The sequence below is a fragment of the Aestuariivirga sp. genome (assembly GCF_965227715.1).
In the GTDB taxonomy this organism is placed as follows: Bacteria; Pseudomonadota; Alphaproteobacteria; order Rhizobiales; family Aestuariivirgaceae; genus Aestuariivirga.
This window is the reverse complement of sequence record NZ_OZ245771.1, coordinates 1,625,171-1,640,270: the sequence shown is the minus strand read 5'-3', so window position 1 is coordinate 1,640,270 and position 15,100 is coordinate 1,625,171. Positions and strand designations below refer to the sequence as shown.

The following is a 15,100-nucleotide window of genomic DNA, read 5'->3' as shown; positions in this document are numbered from 1 at the left end:
GCCTAACGGGCTTCCCAAAGTCTGCCTGCCCATTGGAGGATCAAGATGGCGAAAGTAATTGGTATCGACCTCGGCACCACCAACTCCTGCGTGGCGGTGATTGAGGGTAAAAATCCGAAGGTGATCGAGAATGCGGAAGGTGCGCGCACCACCCCCTCGATCGTGGCCTTCACGGCCGATGGTGAAACCCTCGTCGGCCAGCCGGCCAAGCGCCAGGCCGTCACCAACCCTGAGAACACCTTCTTTGCGATCAAGCGCCTGATCGGCCGCCGCTTCGATGATCCGATGGTGGCGAAGGACAAGAAGCTCGTTCCCTATTCCATCATCAAGGCCGACAATGGCGATGCCTGGGTCGAGAGCCGCGGCAAGAAGTTCTCGCCCTCCCAGATCTCCGCCTTCACCCTGACCAAGATGAAGGAGACCGCCGAGCGCTACCTGGGCGAGACCGTCACCCAGGCGGTGATCACCGTTCCCGCCTACTTCAACGACTCGCAGCGCCAGGCCACCAAGGACGCAGGCAAGATTGCCGGCCTCGAAGTGCTGCGCATCATCAACGAGCCGACGGCGGCTGCCTTGGCCTACGGCCTCGACAAGAAGGAAGCCGGCACGATCGCGGTTTATGACTTGGGCGGTGGCACCTTCGACGTGTCGATCCTCGAGATCGGCGACGGCGTGTTCGAGGTGAAGTCGACGAACGGCGACACCTTCCTCGGCGGCGAAGACTTCGACATGCGCATCGTCGATTACCTCGCAGACGAGTTCAAGAAGGAGCAGGGCATTGATCTCCGGAAGGACAAGCTCGCCCTCCAGCGCCTGAGGGAAGCAGCCGAGAAGGCCAAGATCGAACTCTCCTCCTCGGCCCAGACCGAGATCAACCTGCCCTTCATCACGGCTGATGCGTCGGGTCCGAAGCATCTCACGATCAAGCTCACCCGTGCGAAGCTCGAAGCCCTTGTGGATGACCTCATCCAGAAGACCATCGACCCGTGCCGCGCCGCGCTCAAGGATGCTGGCCTCACCGCAGGCCAGATCGACGAGGTCATCCTCGTCGGCGGCATGACGCGCATGCCCAAGGTCATCGAGGTGGTGAAGCAGTTTTTCGGCAAGGAGCCCCACAAGGGTGTGAACCCGGACGAAGTCGTGGCCATCGGTGCTGCGATCCAGGCCGGCGTGCTCAAGGGCGAAGTGAAGGACGTGCTGCTGCTCGACGTGACGCCGCTGTCGCTCGGCATCGAAACGCTGGGTGGCGTGTTCACCCGCCTCATCGACCGCAACACCACGATCCCCACCAAGAAGAGCCAGGTGTTCTCGACCGCTGATGACAATCAGACGGCCGTGACCATCAGGGTCTTCCAGGGCGAGCGTGAAATGGCGGCCGACAACAAGATGCTGGGCCAGTTCGACCTGATGGGCATTCCGCCCGCACCGCGCGGCATTCCGCAGGTGGAGGTCACCTTCGACATCGACGCCAACGGCATCGTCAACGTGTCCGCCAAGGACAAGGCGACGAACAAGGAGCAGCAGATCCGCATCCAGGCCTCTGGCGGCCTCTCAGACTCCGAGATCCAGAAGATGGTGAAGGAGGCGGAAGCCAACGCCGCCGAGGACAAGAAGCGCAAGGACCTGGTGGAAGCCAGGAACCACGCGGAAGCCTTGATCCACTCCACCGGCAAGTCTGTGGCGGAGTATGGTGACAAGGTGTCCCCGGCTGACAAGTCAGCGATCGAAGCGGCCATTGCCGATCTGAAGTCCACCCTCGAGTCGGGCGATGCCGAGGCTGAGGCGGTGACGGCCAAGACCAACGCACTGGCGCAGGCCGCCATGAAGCTCGGCGAGGCGATGTACAAGGCGCAGGCGGGCCAGGCGGAAGCCGATGCCCAGCGTGATGCCGCAGGCGGCGCTGCCGATGACGATGTGGTCGATGCCGACTTCGAGGAAGTGAAGGACGACGACAAGAAGGTCTGAGTCCGGATGAACCATGGAACCCCGCTTCACGTGGCGTGCCCTCTATGGGGGCTGCGCAGCGCGGGGCGGGGTTCCGCCTTTTTCAACACAGTGAACTCTCCTTGCCCGGTGGTGCGCCCTTGCGGCAGCGCCCTGGGCGGTAACCGATAGCGGTATTCATTCATGGCCAAACGCGATTATTACGAGGTCCTCGGCGTCGGCAAGTCAGCCGACGAGAAGGAGCTGAAGGCCGCTTACCGCAAGCTGGCGAAGCAGCTCCATCCCGATGCGAACCCGGCCGACAAGTCGGCCGATGCGCGCTTCAAGGAACTGAACGAAGCCTATGACGTGCTGAAGGATCCGCAGAAGAAGGCGGCTTATGACAGGTTCGGCCATCAGGCGTTTGAAGGCGGCATGGGCGGGGGCCGTGGGCCCGGCGGTGCGGGCTTCGGGCCTGAATTCAATTCCTCAATGTCGGACATTTTCGAAGATCTGTTCGGCGACTTCATGGGCGGCGGCGGCGCACGGGGCCGGCGCGGCGGTGGTGGCGGCGCGCGGGGCGCTGGCGGTGCGGCACGCGGTGCTGACCTGCGCTACAACATGGAAATCAGCCTCACCGAGGCTTTCACCGGCAAGACGGCGCAGGTGCGCGTGCCTTCGTCCGTCTCTTGCGAGCTGTGCAACGGCTCGGGCGCCAAGCCGGGCTCTTCCCCTAAGACATGCTCCACCTGTGGCGGGCAGGGTGCCGTTCGGTCCCAGTCTGGCTTCTTCACCGTGGAGCGGACATGCCCCACCTGCCAGGGCAGAGGGCAGGTGATCTCGGACCCTTGCAGCGCCTGCGCCGGCCAGGGCCGCGTCACCAAGGAGCGCACGCTCTCCGTCAACATTCCGGCTGGCGTCGAAGACGGCACGCGCATCCGCCTCGCCAACGAGGGTGAAGCAGGCTTGCGCGGCGGCCCGGCGGGGGATCTCTACATCTTTCTGTCCGTGCGCCCGCATGAGTTCTTCCAGCGTGACGGCGCGGACCTGTTCTGCAAGGTGCCGGTCTCGATGACGGTTGCGGCCATCGGCGGCGAAATCGAAGTGCCCACCATTGACGGCAAGAAGGCCCGGGTCACGGTTCCGGAAGGATCCCAGACCGGCAAGCAATTCAGGCTCAAGTCCAAGGGCATGCCGGTGCTGCGCTCTTCGCAGATGGGCGACATGTATATACAGGTGGCCGTGGAAACCCCGGTCAACCTCACGCGGCGCCAGAAGGAACTTCTCAAGGAGTTCGAAAAGGAAGCCCGCAACAACAGCCCGGAGTCGGAAGGCTTCTTCGCCAAGGCCAGGGCCTTCTGGGACGGGTTCGGGGGCTGAAGACGGGTTCGCCGTGCCCTAGTCGACCTTCTCGCCGGGGTACACGCCCCACAGCTGCGTCTGAGTGATATAGCCGTCATAGCCGCCGGCGCTGAGTTCGCACCACTGGCCGTCACAGCCTTCAACCTCGGCGACAACACCGGCTCCCACCTCCGCCACCAGGCCTGATTCATCCTTGGGGCTGGTGTGAAGTGGAATGGAAACGCCCTGCTTCCACGGGGCGATGACCGCGGTGCGCTTGCCCGCCAGCATGTTCTGCAGGATCCAGCCTTCCTCGCCGTCAGAGTCGCGCACGCGGCGCCAGTTCTCGAATTCGGCCACGATTTCCACCGGAAGGCCCTTGCGCTGGAACACCCAGGCCACAGGATGGTCGCTCGAGGGGCCTCGCCGGACATTCACCTTCTCGGCCTTGAGCGATACAAAACGCGGGATCGGCAGGCCGGATGGCCCCACCGGCCGGGCGGCTTCCTGGCCGATCGAGCCCGTCACGTCCCCTGGCGTGGTATTGGCCAGCGATTCGGCGCGCTTGCCGAAAACCGACCAGGCCACGGCCCCCGCCACGCCGATGCAGGCGAGGCTCAGCACGATCGAGCCAAATCGCCGTTTCTTACCCGGGCTTGCGGCCATGCGTATCCGATATCCTCTCAAAGGCCTGGCGCTGCCAGCTTTGCAGCCCCACGCCTCTTGTCATAAAGCCAGTTTACACCAGGAACCGACCCGTGCAAACGGGATGAACCACGCATGACACTCACGCACGGACCGGTAGCAGGATTGATCCGGCGGGGTTAAGAATGTGTTGAATAGCCGAGACCGGAGCAAGGATTCCCGCATGAGCAAGCGCAAGCCCCTCGTCGTCGTTACCCGCAAGCTGCCGGATGTGGTGGAAACGCGGATGATGGAGCTGTTCAACACCAGGCTCAATGCCAGTGACGAGCCCATGGGCCGCGCCGAACTGATCGAGGCGGTGAAGACCGCCGAAGTGCTCGTCCCCACGGTGACGGACCGGATCGACAAGGCCGTGCTGCTGCAGGCGGGAGACCAGCTGAAGCTGATCGCCAATTTCGGCAATGGTGTTGATAACATCGATGTCGAAACCGCCCTGTCCCGTGGCATCACCGTCACCAACACGCCGGGCGTGCTGACGGAGGATACGGCGGATTTCACCATGGCTCTCATCATGGCCGTCTCCCGCCGCATCATCGAGGGCGCCAAGGTGATCGGCGCGGACAACAGCTGGGGCGGGTGGTCGCCCACCTGGATGCTGGGCCACCGCATCGGCGGCAAGCGTCTGGGCATCATCGGCATGGGCCGCATCGGCACGGCCATTGCGCGCCGCGCCAAGGCCTTCGGGCTGCAGATCCATTATCACAACAGAAAGCCCGTGCACCCCGCGCTGGAAGAGAATCTTGAGGCGACCTATTGGGAAAGTCTGGACCAGATGCTGGCGCGCATGGACATCGTCTCCGTCAACTGCCCGCACACGCCCGCCACCTATCACCTGCTCTCGGCGCGCCGCCTCAAGCTGATGAAGAAGGAGGCGATCATCGTCAACACCGCGCGCGGCGAGGTAATCGATGAGAACGCACTGGCCCGCATGCTGGAAGCAGACGAACTTGGCGGCGCCGGTCTCGACGTGTTCGAGCATGAACCCGCCGTCAACCCGCGCCTGCTGAAAGCCAAGAAAGCCGTGCTTCTGCCCCACATGGGCTCCGCCACCATCGAAGGCCGCATCGACATGGGGGAAAAGGTGATCATCAACATCAAGACCTGGGTCGATGGCCACAACCCGCCGGACCGCGTGCTGCCGAGCATGCTGTAGGGAATGGTCCTCTCCCCGCTTTAGAGCCGCGCTCGGTCAAGTGAGATCACTGCAAAGTTTATCCACCCTCATGTCCGTCACCCCAGCGAAGGCTTGGGGCCCGCTTTATGTCAGCATGTACTGCAAGCACAGCGGGATGCCAGCCTACGCTGGCATGACGGCGCGAGTGGTTGCGAGCTAAGCAATCGCCCGCATGGACTTGCCGCGTGCGGCCGCATAGGCGCGCACGGCGTTTCCGAATGCGCTGAACAGCTTCACCGAATCCGGGTTGTTGACCGCCTTGAATTCCGGATGCCACTGGGTGCCGATCGCGAAGGTCTTGGCATCGCGCACCGAGACCGCTTCGATGATGCCGTCAGGCGCGGTGGCTTCAACAGCGAGGCCCTTCGCCATGCGCTTGATGCCCTGGCGGTGGATCGAGTTCACCATGGTTTCGCGCTTGCCGAGGATCTGTTCCAGAACGCCGCCGGGGCGAATGTTGATGAGATGCGCCGGTGCATATCGCACGTCCACATCCTCATTCTTGGGCGCGCGGTGGTCGAGGCGGCCTTCGATGTCCTGCAATTCGGTTTCCAGCGTGCCGCCCATCACGACGTTCAGTTCCTGAAAGCCGCGGCAGATGCAGAACAGCGGAAGGCCGCGCTTCAGCACCTTTTCGATCAACTTCAAGGTGGTTGCGTCACGCGCATGGTCATAGGGCTCATGCGACGTTGACGGCTGCTCGCCATAATGCGGGGGGTGGACGTTGGAGACGGCCCCCGTCATCACGATGCCGTCGAAATGGTCGAGCAGGGCGTCGAGCTCCAGCACATCGATCATCGAGGGGATCATCACCGGAGAGCACAGCGCCACCTCGGCCACGGCGCGCACATATTTGTCACCGATCGAGTGGAACAGGAAGCCGTGGTTCTCATAAGTGTCCGCCGGCAGGCCGACGAGGGGCAGATAGGGCATTTCCGAACCTTGTGGTCGAGCTGATTTGGCGTCTAGATACCCCCAACATGAGGGTAAAGTCCAATCCATGACAAAGACGGACCAGCAAGTGACGCCCGCACAACAGCTTTTTGACCTGACGGGCGAGGTGGCGCTCGTCACCGGCGCCTCCTCCGGCCTCGGCCGCCGCTTTGCAGAAGTTCTGGCCGCCCATGGCGCGAAAGTGGTGGCCGCCGCGCGCCGGACGGACAGGCTGTCAGAGCTGGCCGCCGCCAACCCCGGCATTTTCCCGCTGGCGCTGGATGTCACCGCGACGGACTCGATTGACCCCGCGCTGGAGGCGGCAGAGCGTCTTGCCGGACCCCTCACGCTGCTGGTGAACAATGCGGGCATCGCCAATGGCGGGCGCATCGTCGACACACCGGTTGAACAGTGGGAGGCGGTGCAGCGCACCAATGTCGACAGCGTCTGGCACATGGCGCGGGCCTTCGCACAGCGCCTCATCGCGCGGAAGGCGCCGGGCAGCATCATCAACATCGCCTCGCTGGTGGCGGAAAAGGTGGGCGTCTCTTCGGCCAGCTATGCCATCAGCAAGGCGGCGGTGCTGCACATGACCAAGGCACAGAGCATCGAATGGGCCCGCCACGGCATTCGCGTCAACGCCATCTGCCCCGGTTACATTCACAGCGAGATGACGGACGCCTATCTTGCAAGCCCCGCGGGCCAGGAGATGATCAAGCGCATCCCGCAGCGCCGCGTGGGTGACCCTTCGGATCTTGACGGCTCATTGCTGCTGCTGGCGTCCCGCCGGGCCTCCGGCTTCATGACGGGTGCGGCCATCGCCGTTGATGGCGGCCAGGCCCTCTCCTAGAGAAAGAACGCGCGATGGATTTTTCCCTCCCCCCGCATATTGAAGCGCTGCGCCTGAAGGTTCGCGCCTTCGTCGAAGCGCATGTGATGCCGCTCGAAGCGGACCGCGCCAATTTTGATGCACATGAAAACATAAGGCTCGATGTGCTCGCAGCCTTGCGTGAGCAGGCGAAGGCAGAGGGCCTCTGGGCGCCGCAGATGCCGGAGGCGCGCGGCGGGCTCGGACTTCCCATGGTGGGCTGGGCGGCCTTCTACGAAGAGGCGAACCGCTCGATCTTCGGGCCGCTCGCCTTCAATTGCGCCGCACCTGATGATGGCAACATGAACGTCCTCAACAAGGTGCTGAAGACGGAGGCCATGAAAGACAAATGGCTGACGCCCATCATCGATGGCCAAATCCGCTCGGCCTTCGTGATGACGGAGCCTGCCCCCGGTTCAGGCTCTGACCCCGGCGGCATGATGCTGACGAAGGCCCAGAAACGCGATGGCACTTACACCGTGTACGGACGGAAATGGTTCATCTCGGGCGCTGATGGTGCTTCGCACTTCATCCTGATGGCACGAACCTCGGATGACCCGCGCAACGGCCTCTCCGCCTTCCTCTTCCACAAGGACCAGCCGGCTGGCGCATTCTGCGCCGCGTGCCGACCATGGGGCCTGAGGAACTCGGCGGCACTTGCGAGCTGGAATTCGACGGCCTCGAAATTCCCGAAGAAAACCGGCTGCTGGAAGAAGGCGACGGACTGCGCATCACCCAAATGCGCCTGGGGCCAGCGCGCCTTACCCATTGCATGCGCTGGACGGGCCTTGCCAAGCGCTGCCTCGAAATTGCGCACGCCTATGTGAAGGAGCGCAAGGCCTTCGGCAGCACGCTGGCCGAACATGAAAGCGTGCAGATCATGCTGGGAGAGGTTGCCGCCGAGATCGAGAAGGGCCGCCTTCTCACCATGCATGCCGCCTGGAAGCTGGACCGGGGGGAGAAGGCGCAGAAGGAAATCTCCATGGCCAAGATCCACGTGGCCGATACGCTGAACCGTGCGGCCGATGTGGGAGTCCAGCTCTGCGGCGCGCGCGGCTATTCGAAGGACACGGTGCTGGAATGGATCTACCGCTATGCCCGCTGCGCCAAGCTGGTGGATGGCGCATCGGAAGTCCACAAGATGGTGCTGGCGCGGAGCCTCGCGAAGGAAGGCAATGATTTCTGGAGCTGGGGGTAGGGGTGGGGGCGATCCGGCACGCTCTAGACGATTCTCCACACCACCCCCGTCGCCCCGCAGATCATCAGCGTAGGGATGATGCCCAGCCGGAAGCGCAGCAGGGCAATTGCGGCCAGCACGCTTAAACCCAGCGCGAACCAATCGAGATGGCCCCAGTCCGGCACCCAGGGGCGGAACCATCCCGTCCCGCGCTGCACTTGGCCGAACAGAAGGTGAAGCCCAAACCAGAGGGAAAGGTTCAGGATCACCCCCACCACGGCCGCGGTGATGGCCGCAAGAGCGCCCGAGAGTTTCGGGCGTTTGCTGATCGCCTCGATGTAAGCCGCGCCCGCGAAGATCCACAGGAAGCAGGGGGCAAAGGTCATCCACAGCGTGACGGCCGCACCGGCGATTCCGCCCCAAACCGAGCCCATCACGCGCAGCCCCGCGAAATAGCCAACGAACTCCGTGACCAGGATCAGCGGCCCCGGCGTCGTCTCCGCCAGGGCGAGGCCGTCCATCATCTCGGTGGCGCTGAGCCAGCCCTTGGTCTCGACCGCGGCCTGCGCCATGTAGGCCAGCACGGCATAGGCCCCGCCAAAAGTCACAACTGCAAGCTTGGCGAAGAACACGCCAAGTTCCGTGAGCACATGATGAGGACCCAGCACCAGCGCCAGTGCCGCCAGCGGCACCAGCCAGATCGCCGCCCCCAGTAAAACGGTGCCAGCCAGCGCCCGCCAGGAGGGTAGTTCGCCATGATGCGCCTGCGCCTCGCCGCTGCCGCGCCAGAAGCCGAAGACCGCCGCCGCGATGATGACGAGCGGAAAGGGCAGGCCGAAGCAGAACAGTGCCAGGAAGGCCAGGGCGGCGATGACCCAGTCGCTTCGGGCTTTCAGCGCCCGCCGCGCCACGCGCAGCAGCGCCTCGATGACGATGGCCAGCACCGCTGCCTTGATGCCGTAGAACAACGCCTCGATGGCCGGAACCTTGCCAAAGCTGGCGTAGACCATGGAGAGCGCCAGCACGACCAGCGCCCCTGGCAAAACGAAGAGGAGCCCCGCCGCCAGCCCGCCCTTGGTGCCATGCAGCTTCCAGCCCGCATAGGTGGCAAGCTGGGTTGCCTCGGGCCCCGGCAGCAACATGCAGAAATTCAGGGCCGAGAGAAATTCCTTCTCGGAGAGCCATTTATGCTCTTCCACCACCTCGCGGTGCATCAGCGCGATCTGCCCGGCGGGGCCACCAAAGGAGAGGAGCCCGATCCGCCCCCAGACCTTCAGGGCATCGAAGAATGAGACCCCTGCAGGGGAAGCGGTTGGATCGGCCATGCGTTTCAGTATAGTTGCGCCCATGTCCAAGTCGACCCACAGCCTCGCCGCCTTCTATGACCTTTCGGTCACACGCCTGTTCATGACGGGCCCGCAAGCCATTCTTCGCCTTGTTCTGATGCAGTCCGAGCGGGACCGGCGGGAGGGCCTCGATACGGCGGGATATGTCTCGGGCTACCGCGGCTCGCCCGTTGGCACCGTCGACAATCAGTTCCAGGCGGCCAAGAGTATTTTGGAGCCGCGCAATATCGTGTTCCAGCCCGGCCTCAATGAGGATCTCGCCGCCACTGCCTGCTGGGGAACCCAGCAGGCCGAAATGCGCGGCGAAGGCAAGCATGATGGCGTCTTCGCCATCTGGTATGGCAAGGGCCCGGGCGTTGACCGTACGGGAGACGTGTTCCGCCACGCCAACATGGCCGGAACCTCACCCCATGGCGGCGTTCTGGCGATTGCAGGGGATGATCATTCGGGCGAATCCTCCACCGTCGTCCACGCCAGCGATGTGGCACTGATGGACGCGATGATCCCCGTGCTGGCGCCAGGTGGCGTGCAGGAGATCATCGACTTCGGCCTCCTAGGCTTTGCCATGTCGCGCTACGCGGGCGTCTGGGTCGGCCTCAAATGCGTGCATGACACGGTCGAATCATCCGCCGTGGTGGATGCGGACGTGGCGCGCGCCATTCCGGTGACGCCCGCCGAACCGCCGCTTCCGCCGGGCGGCCTCTCGATCCGCCCCAGCGACGACCGCGTGGTGCAGGAACAGCGGCTGCACATGCATAAGCTGCCGGCAGTCAAGGCCTTCGCCCGCGCCAATGGCTTCAACCGTATGGTGATGCGGGGAGGCGAACAACCCACCCTCGGCATTGTTGCTGCGGGAAAGGCCTATCTGGACGTTCGCCAGGCCCTTGATGATCTGGGCATCGATGAGGTGAAGGCGGCACGCCTCGGCATCCGCCTGCTCAAGATCGGCATGGTCTGGCCGCTCGAGGAGACGATCATCCGGGAGTTCGCCGCGGGCCTCTCAACCATCATGGTGGTGGAAGAGAAGCGCTCTCTCATCGAGGCGCAGGTGAAGGATATTCTTTATACGGAGAAAATCCGCCCCGCCGTCGTCGGCAAGCAGGATGAGCAGGGCCGCACGCTGTTCGCACCCCATGGCGTGCTGGAGCCGAACCAGATCGCGCTCGCAATCGCCGCCCGCATCCAGGATCGCGCCACGTTTGACTGTGCGGCTTCCCTGCAGGAACCGCTGAACGGCCGGAACCAGGCGGATCTCGTCGCCCGCGTTCCTTACTTTTGCGCGGGCTGCCCGCATAATTCTTCAACAGTGCTGCCCGAAGGGGCCCGCGGCTATGCCGGAATCGGCTGCCATTGGCTCGCCCAATTCGTGCCCGGCCGCAAGACGGAAGGCGCCACCCACATGGGTGGCGAAGGCGCCAACTGGGTGGGTGAAGCGCCTTTCTCCACGCGCGGCCACGTGTTCCAGAACATGGGGGACGGCACCTACAATCACTCAGGCTTGATGGCCATCCGCCACGCGGTGAGTGCGGGAACTTCAATCACCTACAAGATCCTGTTCAACGATGCCGTGGCGATGACGGGCGGCCAGCGAAATGACGGCGGCCTCACCGTGGAGCAGATCGCCGCACAGATGCGCGCGATTGGCGTGGAGCGCATCGCCCTCGTTTCGGATGAGCCGGAGAAATATCCCTCGCGCGCGGCGTTTCCGCCGGCAACGAGCTTCAACCACCGCAACGATCTGCAAGCGGTGCAGACGGAACTCATGGGGGTGAAGGGCGTCTCCGTCCTCATCTATGACCAGACCTGTGCAGCCGAAAAGCGCCGCCGCCGCAAGAAGGGGCAGTTCCCCGATCCAGCAAAGCGCGTCTTCATCAATGAGCTGGTCTGCGAGGGCTGCGGGGATTGCGGCGTACAGTCGAATTGCGTGGCGATCCAGCCGGTTGAGACGGAGTTCGGCCGCAAGCGCAAGATCGATCAATCGAGCTGCAACAAGGATTTCTCCTGCCTCAAGGGCTTCTGCCCCAGCTTCGTGACGGTCGAAGGGGGCGAGCTGGTGAAGGGCGCCAGTGGCCCCGGCATCGATTTCGGCAAGGTGCCGTTCCCGCCGCTGCCGGAGCCAGCACTGCCATCACTCGACAAGCCGTGGAGCATTCTGGTGAGCGGCATTGGTGGCACAGGCGTGGTCACCATCGGCCACATCCTCGGCATGGCGGCGCATATTGAGGGCAAGGGCGCTGCGCTCATCGATATGGTGGGCATCTCGCAGAAGAATGGCGCTGTCGTCACCCACCTCAAGATCGGCGCCCGGCCTGAGGACATTGCGGCGGTGCGCGTGGCGCAAGGCCATGCGGATCTGATCCTTGGCTGCGATCTCGTCACCAGCGCCTCAGAGCGCATCCTCGCGGCGGCGTCCCGGCAGAAGACCTTCGCCGTCATCAACAGCCATGAGGTGATGCCGGCGAACTTCACCCACAATGCTGATTTTGATGTGCAGGGTGCAGCCCTGACCTTGCGCATAGCCGCTGCCGTGAGGCAGGGCGGCCTGTCCGCCATTGATGCCACCGGCATTGCCACGCGGCTGATGGGCGATTCCATCGCCGCCAATCTGTTCACGCTTGGGTATGCGTGGCAGAAGGGTCTTGTGCCTGTCTCGCGGGAGGCGATCGAGCAGGCGGTGACACTCAATGGCGTGTCGCTCAAAATGAACCTCGCCGCCTTCACGTGGGGACGGCGCGCGGCTGCCGATGAAAAGGCCGTTCAGGCCGTGATCGGCGCGAGGGCCGAACCAAAGCCCGACACGCTGGATGATGTTCTGGCACGGCGCGTTGAGGCGCTCACTGCCTATCAGGACCGGGCCTATGCTGAAACCTATCTGGCCTTCGTCGCAAAGGTCCGGGCTGTGTCCGAACCACTGGCGCTGGTGGTGGCGAAGAGCCTCTTCAAGCTGATGGCCTATAAGGATGAGTATGAGGTGGCGCGCCTTTATACGGATGGGAGCTTCGCGGCAGATCTCGCCAAGCAGTTCTCCGGTAACGTCAAGCTCACCTTCCACCTCGCACCCCCGATCCTCGGGCGGAAGGATCCCTTCACGGGCCGTCCGCTCAAGACGGCGTTCGGACCCTGGATGATGATGGGCTTCCGCCTGCTCGCCAAGGCCAAACGCCTGCGCGGCACGGCCTTCGACATCTTCGGCGGAACGGCGGAACGGCGCATGGAGCGCCAGCTCATTGCCGACTATCGCGCCACCATCGAACAGCTGATTGCCGATCCCGCCCGCGCGCGATCCACGATAGCGCTGGAGCTTGCCGCGCTGCCGGATATGATCCGCGGCTTCGGCCATGTGAAGGAAGCGAACGCCGCCAAGGCCAAGGGACGTGAAGTGGAGTTGCTCGCGCAATTGCAGGCACCGCTGACGAAGCAGGCGGCGGAGTAGGTTACAATGCTCGACTGGCGCATCGTACGGTCGAGTGAGGTCACTGGCGGATTTACGCTCGATCCGTTCCGTCACCCCAGCGAAGGCTGGGGGCCAGCTTCGCGTCAACATGTGCGGCAATCAAAGCGGGATGCCAGCCTGCGCTGGCATGACGATGCGCGTTGTAACCTGATCTCAGTTGAACGTGCGCCGCTCTAGCGTCTACTTCACCGAACCCGTCGTCAGCCCCTTCACGATATAGCGTTCCAGGAACACGCCGATGATGATGAGCGGCAGGATGGCGGCGGAGGCCAGGGCGGCCATGGACCACCAGCTGATCCCTTGCGATCCCGTCTGGCTTGCCACCATCACCGGCAGCGTCTTGGCGCTGGTGCTGGTGAGGAGGGCCGCGAAGAAGTATTCGTTCCAGCACAGGATGACGGAGAGGATGAAGGCCGCCACCATGCCGGGAAGTGCGATGGGCAGGATGATCAGGAAGAAGGCGCTCCAGATCGAGCAGCCATCGACGAGGGCGGCCTGTTCAAGCTCCTGCGGTATCGTGTCGAACTGGTCCTTCATGATCCAGATGACGATTGGCAGCACCGACAGCGTGTAAATGAGGATGAGGCCAATCATCGAGTCGAGCAGCGCCAGCTCCTTGTAGAGGACGAGGAAGGGCATGGCGAGAACGACAGGCGGCAGGATGAGCTGTGACAGGAAGAAGAATGAGATGTCCCGGTTCTTCCAGATCTTCCAATGATACGAGAAGCGGCTCAATCCATAAGCGGCCATTGAGCCCAAGACCAGCGCCAGCAAGGAAGCGCCGACGGAGGCCTGGATCGAATTCCAGAAGCGCTTGACGAATTCAGCACGCGGGGTTGAGTCGGTGAAGATGGTATCGGGCGAAAGGCCAATGGCGCGCAGGCCCAGCCAGTTCGGCGTGAAATCCACCCAGGGAATGATGTGGCTCATCTGCACGTCCTTCGCCACCTTGAAGGTGGTGGAGAAGGTCCAGTAGATCGGGAACAGCGCAATCACCGTCCAAATGAAGAGTGCGGTATAAACCAGGATGCGGTTCAGCGTGCGCGGCATCAGCTGTGCCTCTGCATGAAGCGGTTGGTGGCCCACAGCAGGAGCGCGATGAAGATGATGATCAGGATCAGATAGACCTCCGCCACCATCGTGCCATAGCCGACGTTCGAGCGGTCCTTGTATTCGCGGAAGATGAAGCTCGAAATCGTGTCGGTGGCGCCGCCGGGCCCGCCGGAGGTGGTGTTGATCACGATATCCGCAAGCTTCAGCTGGAAGATCACGCGTAAGACGATGGTCGTCATGGAGACCGGCAGCATCAGCGGGAAGGTGATCTGCCAGAAGCCTTGCCAGCCCGTGGCGCCATCGACCTTGGCAGCCTCTTGCACCTCCTTGGACAGGGCCTGAAGCCCGGCCAGGATCATGATCATCATGAAGGGGATCCACACCCAGGCATCCATCAGCGCGATGGTCGTCTTGGCGAGCCAGGGCGAGGTGAGGAGCGAAGGGTTCTCCCAGCCAAGCTTGCGCAGCAGATTGGTGACGGGGCCAAAGCGGTATTCCAGCATGGATTTGCCGATCATCCAGCTCACCGCCACGGGAGACAGCATGAAGGGCAGGAGGAAGGACACGCGGAAGAATTTCTGCGCCTTGATGTCTGCGTTGAGCAATAGCGCCAGGCCGAAGGCGATCGCATATTGCACGATCACGGTTGCCACGTAGAAGACCATGTTGCCGAGCGCGTTCCAGAAATAGGGGTCCGCCCAGAGCTGACGGAGATTGGCGAGGCCGTTGAACTGGCGGCCATTGGCCGATTGCAGGTTCCAGTCGCTAAAGGCGATGAAGAAGCCGAAAACGGTGGGGAAAATCACCAGCGCCAGCGTGAACAGAATGGCCGGCAGCACGAACACGGCGCGCCAGCCTGCCTCGCCATCCCGCAGGATCAGGCCCCAGCACAGCGCGGCACTCCACAGCACATAGGCGATGAGAACCGGCTGCCAGTTGGTGAAGCCGATGCCCGTCCAGCCCGCTGCATAAAGCGCCTGCAGCAGAATGATGAGGCCGAGAAGCAGGGTCGATAGCCGGATCACCAAGCGGCCCAGCCGCTGCCGGGCAAGGCCCGAGGCTGCGGAGATGGCCTCGCGGCTTTGTGCGGCGGTGGAAGCGGCGGTCATGGCAACGGGGAGAACCC

The 15,100-nt window shown here is 63.3% G+C and carries 11 protein-coding genes and 1 pseudogene; 7 read left to right on the top strand and 5 right to left on the bottom strand.

Going from position 1 to position 15,100, the window contains the following annotated elements; genetic code table 11:
* Window positions 1–45: 45 nt before the first annotated feature.
* Both dnaK and dnaJ read left to right on the top strand, forming a co-directional pair.
* Complete coding sequence (dnaK, locus tag ACO06F_RS07805) at window positions 46–1,965, top strand: molecular chaperone DnaK (RefSeq protein ID WP_421696123.1); 1,920 nt, start codon at window positions 46–48, stop codon at window positions 1,963–1,965.
* A 162-nt stretch (window positions 1,966–2,127) separates the two neighbouring features.
* Window positions 2,128–3,303 carry a molecular chaperone DnaJ gene (gene dnaJ, locus ACO06F_RS07800; protein WP_421696122.1) on the top strand — a complete coding sequence of 392 codons (1,176 nt, stop codon included), beginning with the start codon at window positions 2,128–2,130 and terminating at the stop codon, window positions 3,301–3,303.
* Window positions 3,304–3,321: 18 nt separating this feature from the next.
* Here the strand turns inward: dnaJ and ACO06F_RS07795 are convergent, their stop codons facing one another.
* Window positions 3,322–3,930, bottom strand: a complete 609-nt coding sequence (locus tag ACO06F_RS07795; RefSeq protein ID WP_421696121.1) for an SH3 domain-containing protein — start codon at window positions 3,928–3,930, stop codon at window positions 3,322–3,324.
* A gap of 202 nt (window positions 3,931–4,132) precedes the next feature.
* On the opposite strand from ACO06F_RS07795, the gene ACO06F_RS07790 reads away from it, so the two are divergent.
* Complete coding sequence (locus tag ACO06F_RS07790; protein ID WP_421696120.1) at window positions 4,133–5,122, top strand: 2-hydroxyacid dehydrogenase; 990 nt, start codon at window positions 4,133–4,135, stop codon at window positions 5,120–5,122.
* A gap of 177 nt (window positions 5,123–5,299) precedes the next feature.
* On the opposite strand, the gene ACO06F_RS07785 is transcribed toward ACO06F_RS07790, so the two are convergent.
* Window positions 5,300–6,076: a gamma-glutamyl-gamma-aminobutyrate hydrolase family protein gene (locus ACO06F_RS07785; protein ID WP_421696119.1), complete on the bottom strand. Its 777-nt coding sequence runs from the start codon at window positions 6,074–6,076 to the stop codon at window positions 5,300–5,302.
* A gap of 67 nt (window positions 6,077–6,143) precedes the next feature.
* Between ACO06F_RS07785 and ACO06F_RS07780 the strand changes: the two genes are divergently transcribed.
* Window positions 6,144–6,926: an SDR family NAD(P)-dependent oxidoreductase gene (locus ACO06F_RS07780; protein WP_421696118.1), complete on the top strand. Its 783-nt coding sequence runs from the start codon at window positions 6,144–6,146 to the stop codon at window positions 6,924–6,926.
* A gap of 14 nt (window positions 6,927–6,940) precedes the next feature.
* Window positions 6,941–8,142: pseudogene (locus ACO06F_RS07775) on the top strand (acyl-CoA dehydrogenase family protein).
* A 23-nt stretch (window positions 8,143–8,165) separates the two neighbouring features.
* Here the strand turns inward: ACO06F_RS07775 and chrA are convergent.
* On the bottom strand, window positions 8,166–9,446 hold the full coding sequence (gene chrA / locus ACO06F_RS07770) for a chromate efflux transporter (RefSeq protein WP_421696117.1): 1,281 nt from the start codon (window positions 9,444–9,446) through the stop codon (window positions 8,166–8,168).
* On the opposite strand from chrA, the gene ACO06F_RS07765 reads away from it, so the two are divergent.
* Both ACO06F_RS07765 and ACO06F_RS07760 read left to right on the top strand, forming a co-directional pair.
* On the top strand, window positions 9,445–12,900 hold the full coding sequence (locus ACO06F_RS07765; RefSeq protein ID WP_421696116.1) for an indolepyruvate ferredoxin oxidoreductase family protein: 3,456 nt from the start codon (window positions 9,445–9,447) through the stop codon (window positions 12,898–12,900). The two genes, chrA and ACO06F_RS07765, sit on opposite strands and share 2 nt — an antisense overlap.
* A 6-nt stretch (window positions 12,901–12,906) precedes the next feature.
* Window positions 12,907–13,098, top strand: coding sequence for a hypothetical protein (locus tag ACO06F_RS07760; protein ID WP_421696115.1), 192 nt, complete (start codon window positions 12,907–12,909; stop codon window positions 13,096–13,098).
* Between the two features lie 3 nt (window positions 13,099–13,101).
* On the opposite strand, the gene ACO06F_RS07755 is transcribed toward ACO06F_RS07760, so the two are convergent.
* Both ACO06F_RS07755 and ACO06F_RS07750 read right to left on the bottom strand, forming a co-directional pair.
* On the bottom strand, window positions 13,102–13,971 hold the full coding sequence (locus tag ACO06F_RS07755) for a carbohydrate ABC transporter permease (protein WP_421696114.1): 870 nt from the start codon (window positions 13,969–13,971) through the stop codon (window positions 13,102–13,104).
* The gene (locus ACO06F_RS07750; protein WP_421696113.1) at window positions 13,971–15,083 is read right to left on the bottom strand and encodes a carbohydrate ABC transporter permease; all 1,113 of its coding nucleotides are present in this window, start codon (window positions 15,081–15,083) and stop codon (window positions 13,971–13,973) included. The genes ACO06F_RS07755 and ACO06F_RS07750 overlap by 1 nt, the downstream gene beginning before the upstream one ends.
* Window positions 15,084–15,100 lie beyond the last annotated feature (17 nt).

Bases quoted from the DNA above. Each gene is read 5' to 3' on its own strand.
- dnaK (WP_421696123.1), top strand. From the start codon at position 46: ATGGCGAAAGTAATTGGTATCGACCTCGGCACCACCAACTCCTGCGTG.
- dnaJ (WP_421696122.1), top strand. From the start codon at position 2,128: ATGGCCAAACGCGATTATTACGAGGTCCTCGGCGTCGGCAAGTCAGCC.
- ACO06F_RS07795 (WP_421696121.1), bottom strand. From the start codon at position 3,930: ATGGCCGCAAGCCCGGGTAAGAAACGGCGATTTGGCTCGATCGTGCTG.
- ACO06F_RS07790 (WP_421696120.1), top strand. From the start codon at position 4,133: ATGAGCAAGCGCAAGCCCCTCGTCGTCGTTACCCGCAAGCTGCCGGAT.
- ACO06F_RS07785 (WP_421696119.1), bottom strand. From the start codon at position 6,076: ATGCCCTATCTGCCCCTCGTCGGCCTGCCGGCGGACACTTATGAGAAC.
- ACO06F_RS07780 (WP_421696118.1), top strand. From the start codon at position 6,144: ATGACAAAGACGGACCAGCAAGTGACGCCCGCACAACAGCTTTTTGAC.
- ACO06F_RS07765 (WP_421696116.1), top strand. From the start codon at position 9,445: ATGCGTTTCAGTATAGTTGCGCCCATGTCCAAGTCGACCCACAGCCTC.
- chrA (WP_421696117.1), bottom strand. From the start codon at position 9,446: ATGGCCGATCCAACCGCTTCCCCTGCAGGGGTCTCATTCTTCGATGCC.
- ACO06F_RS07760 (WP_421696115.1), top strand. From the start codon at position 12,907: ATGCTCGACTGGCGCATCGTACGGTCGAGTGAGGTCACTGGCGGATTT.
- ACO06F_RS07755 (WP_421696114.1), bottom strand. From the start codon at position 13,971: ATGCCGCGCACGCTGAACCGCATCCTGGTTTATACCGCACTCTTCATT.
- ACO06F_RS07750 (WP_421696113.1), bottom strand. From the start codon at position 15,083: ATGACCGCCGCTTCCACCGCCGCACAAAGCCGCGAGGCCATCTCCGCA.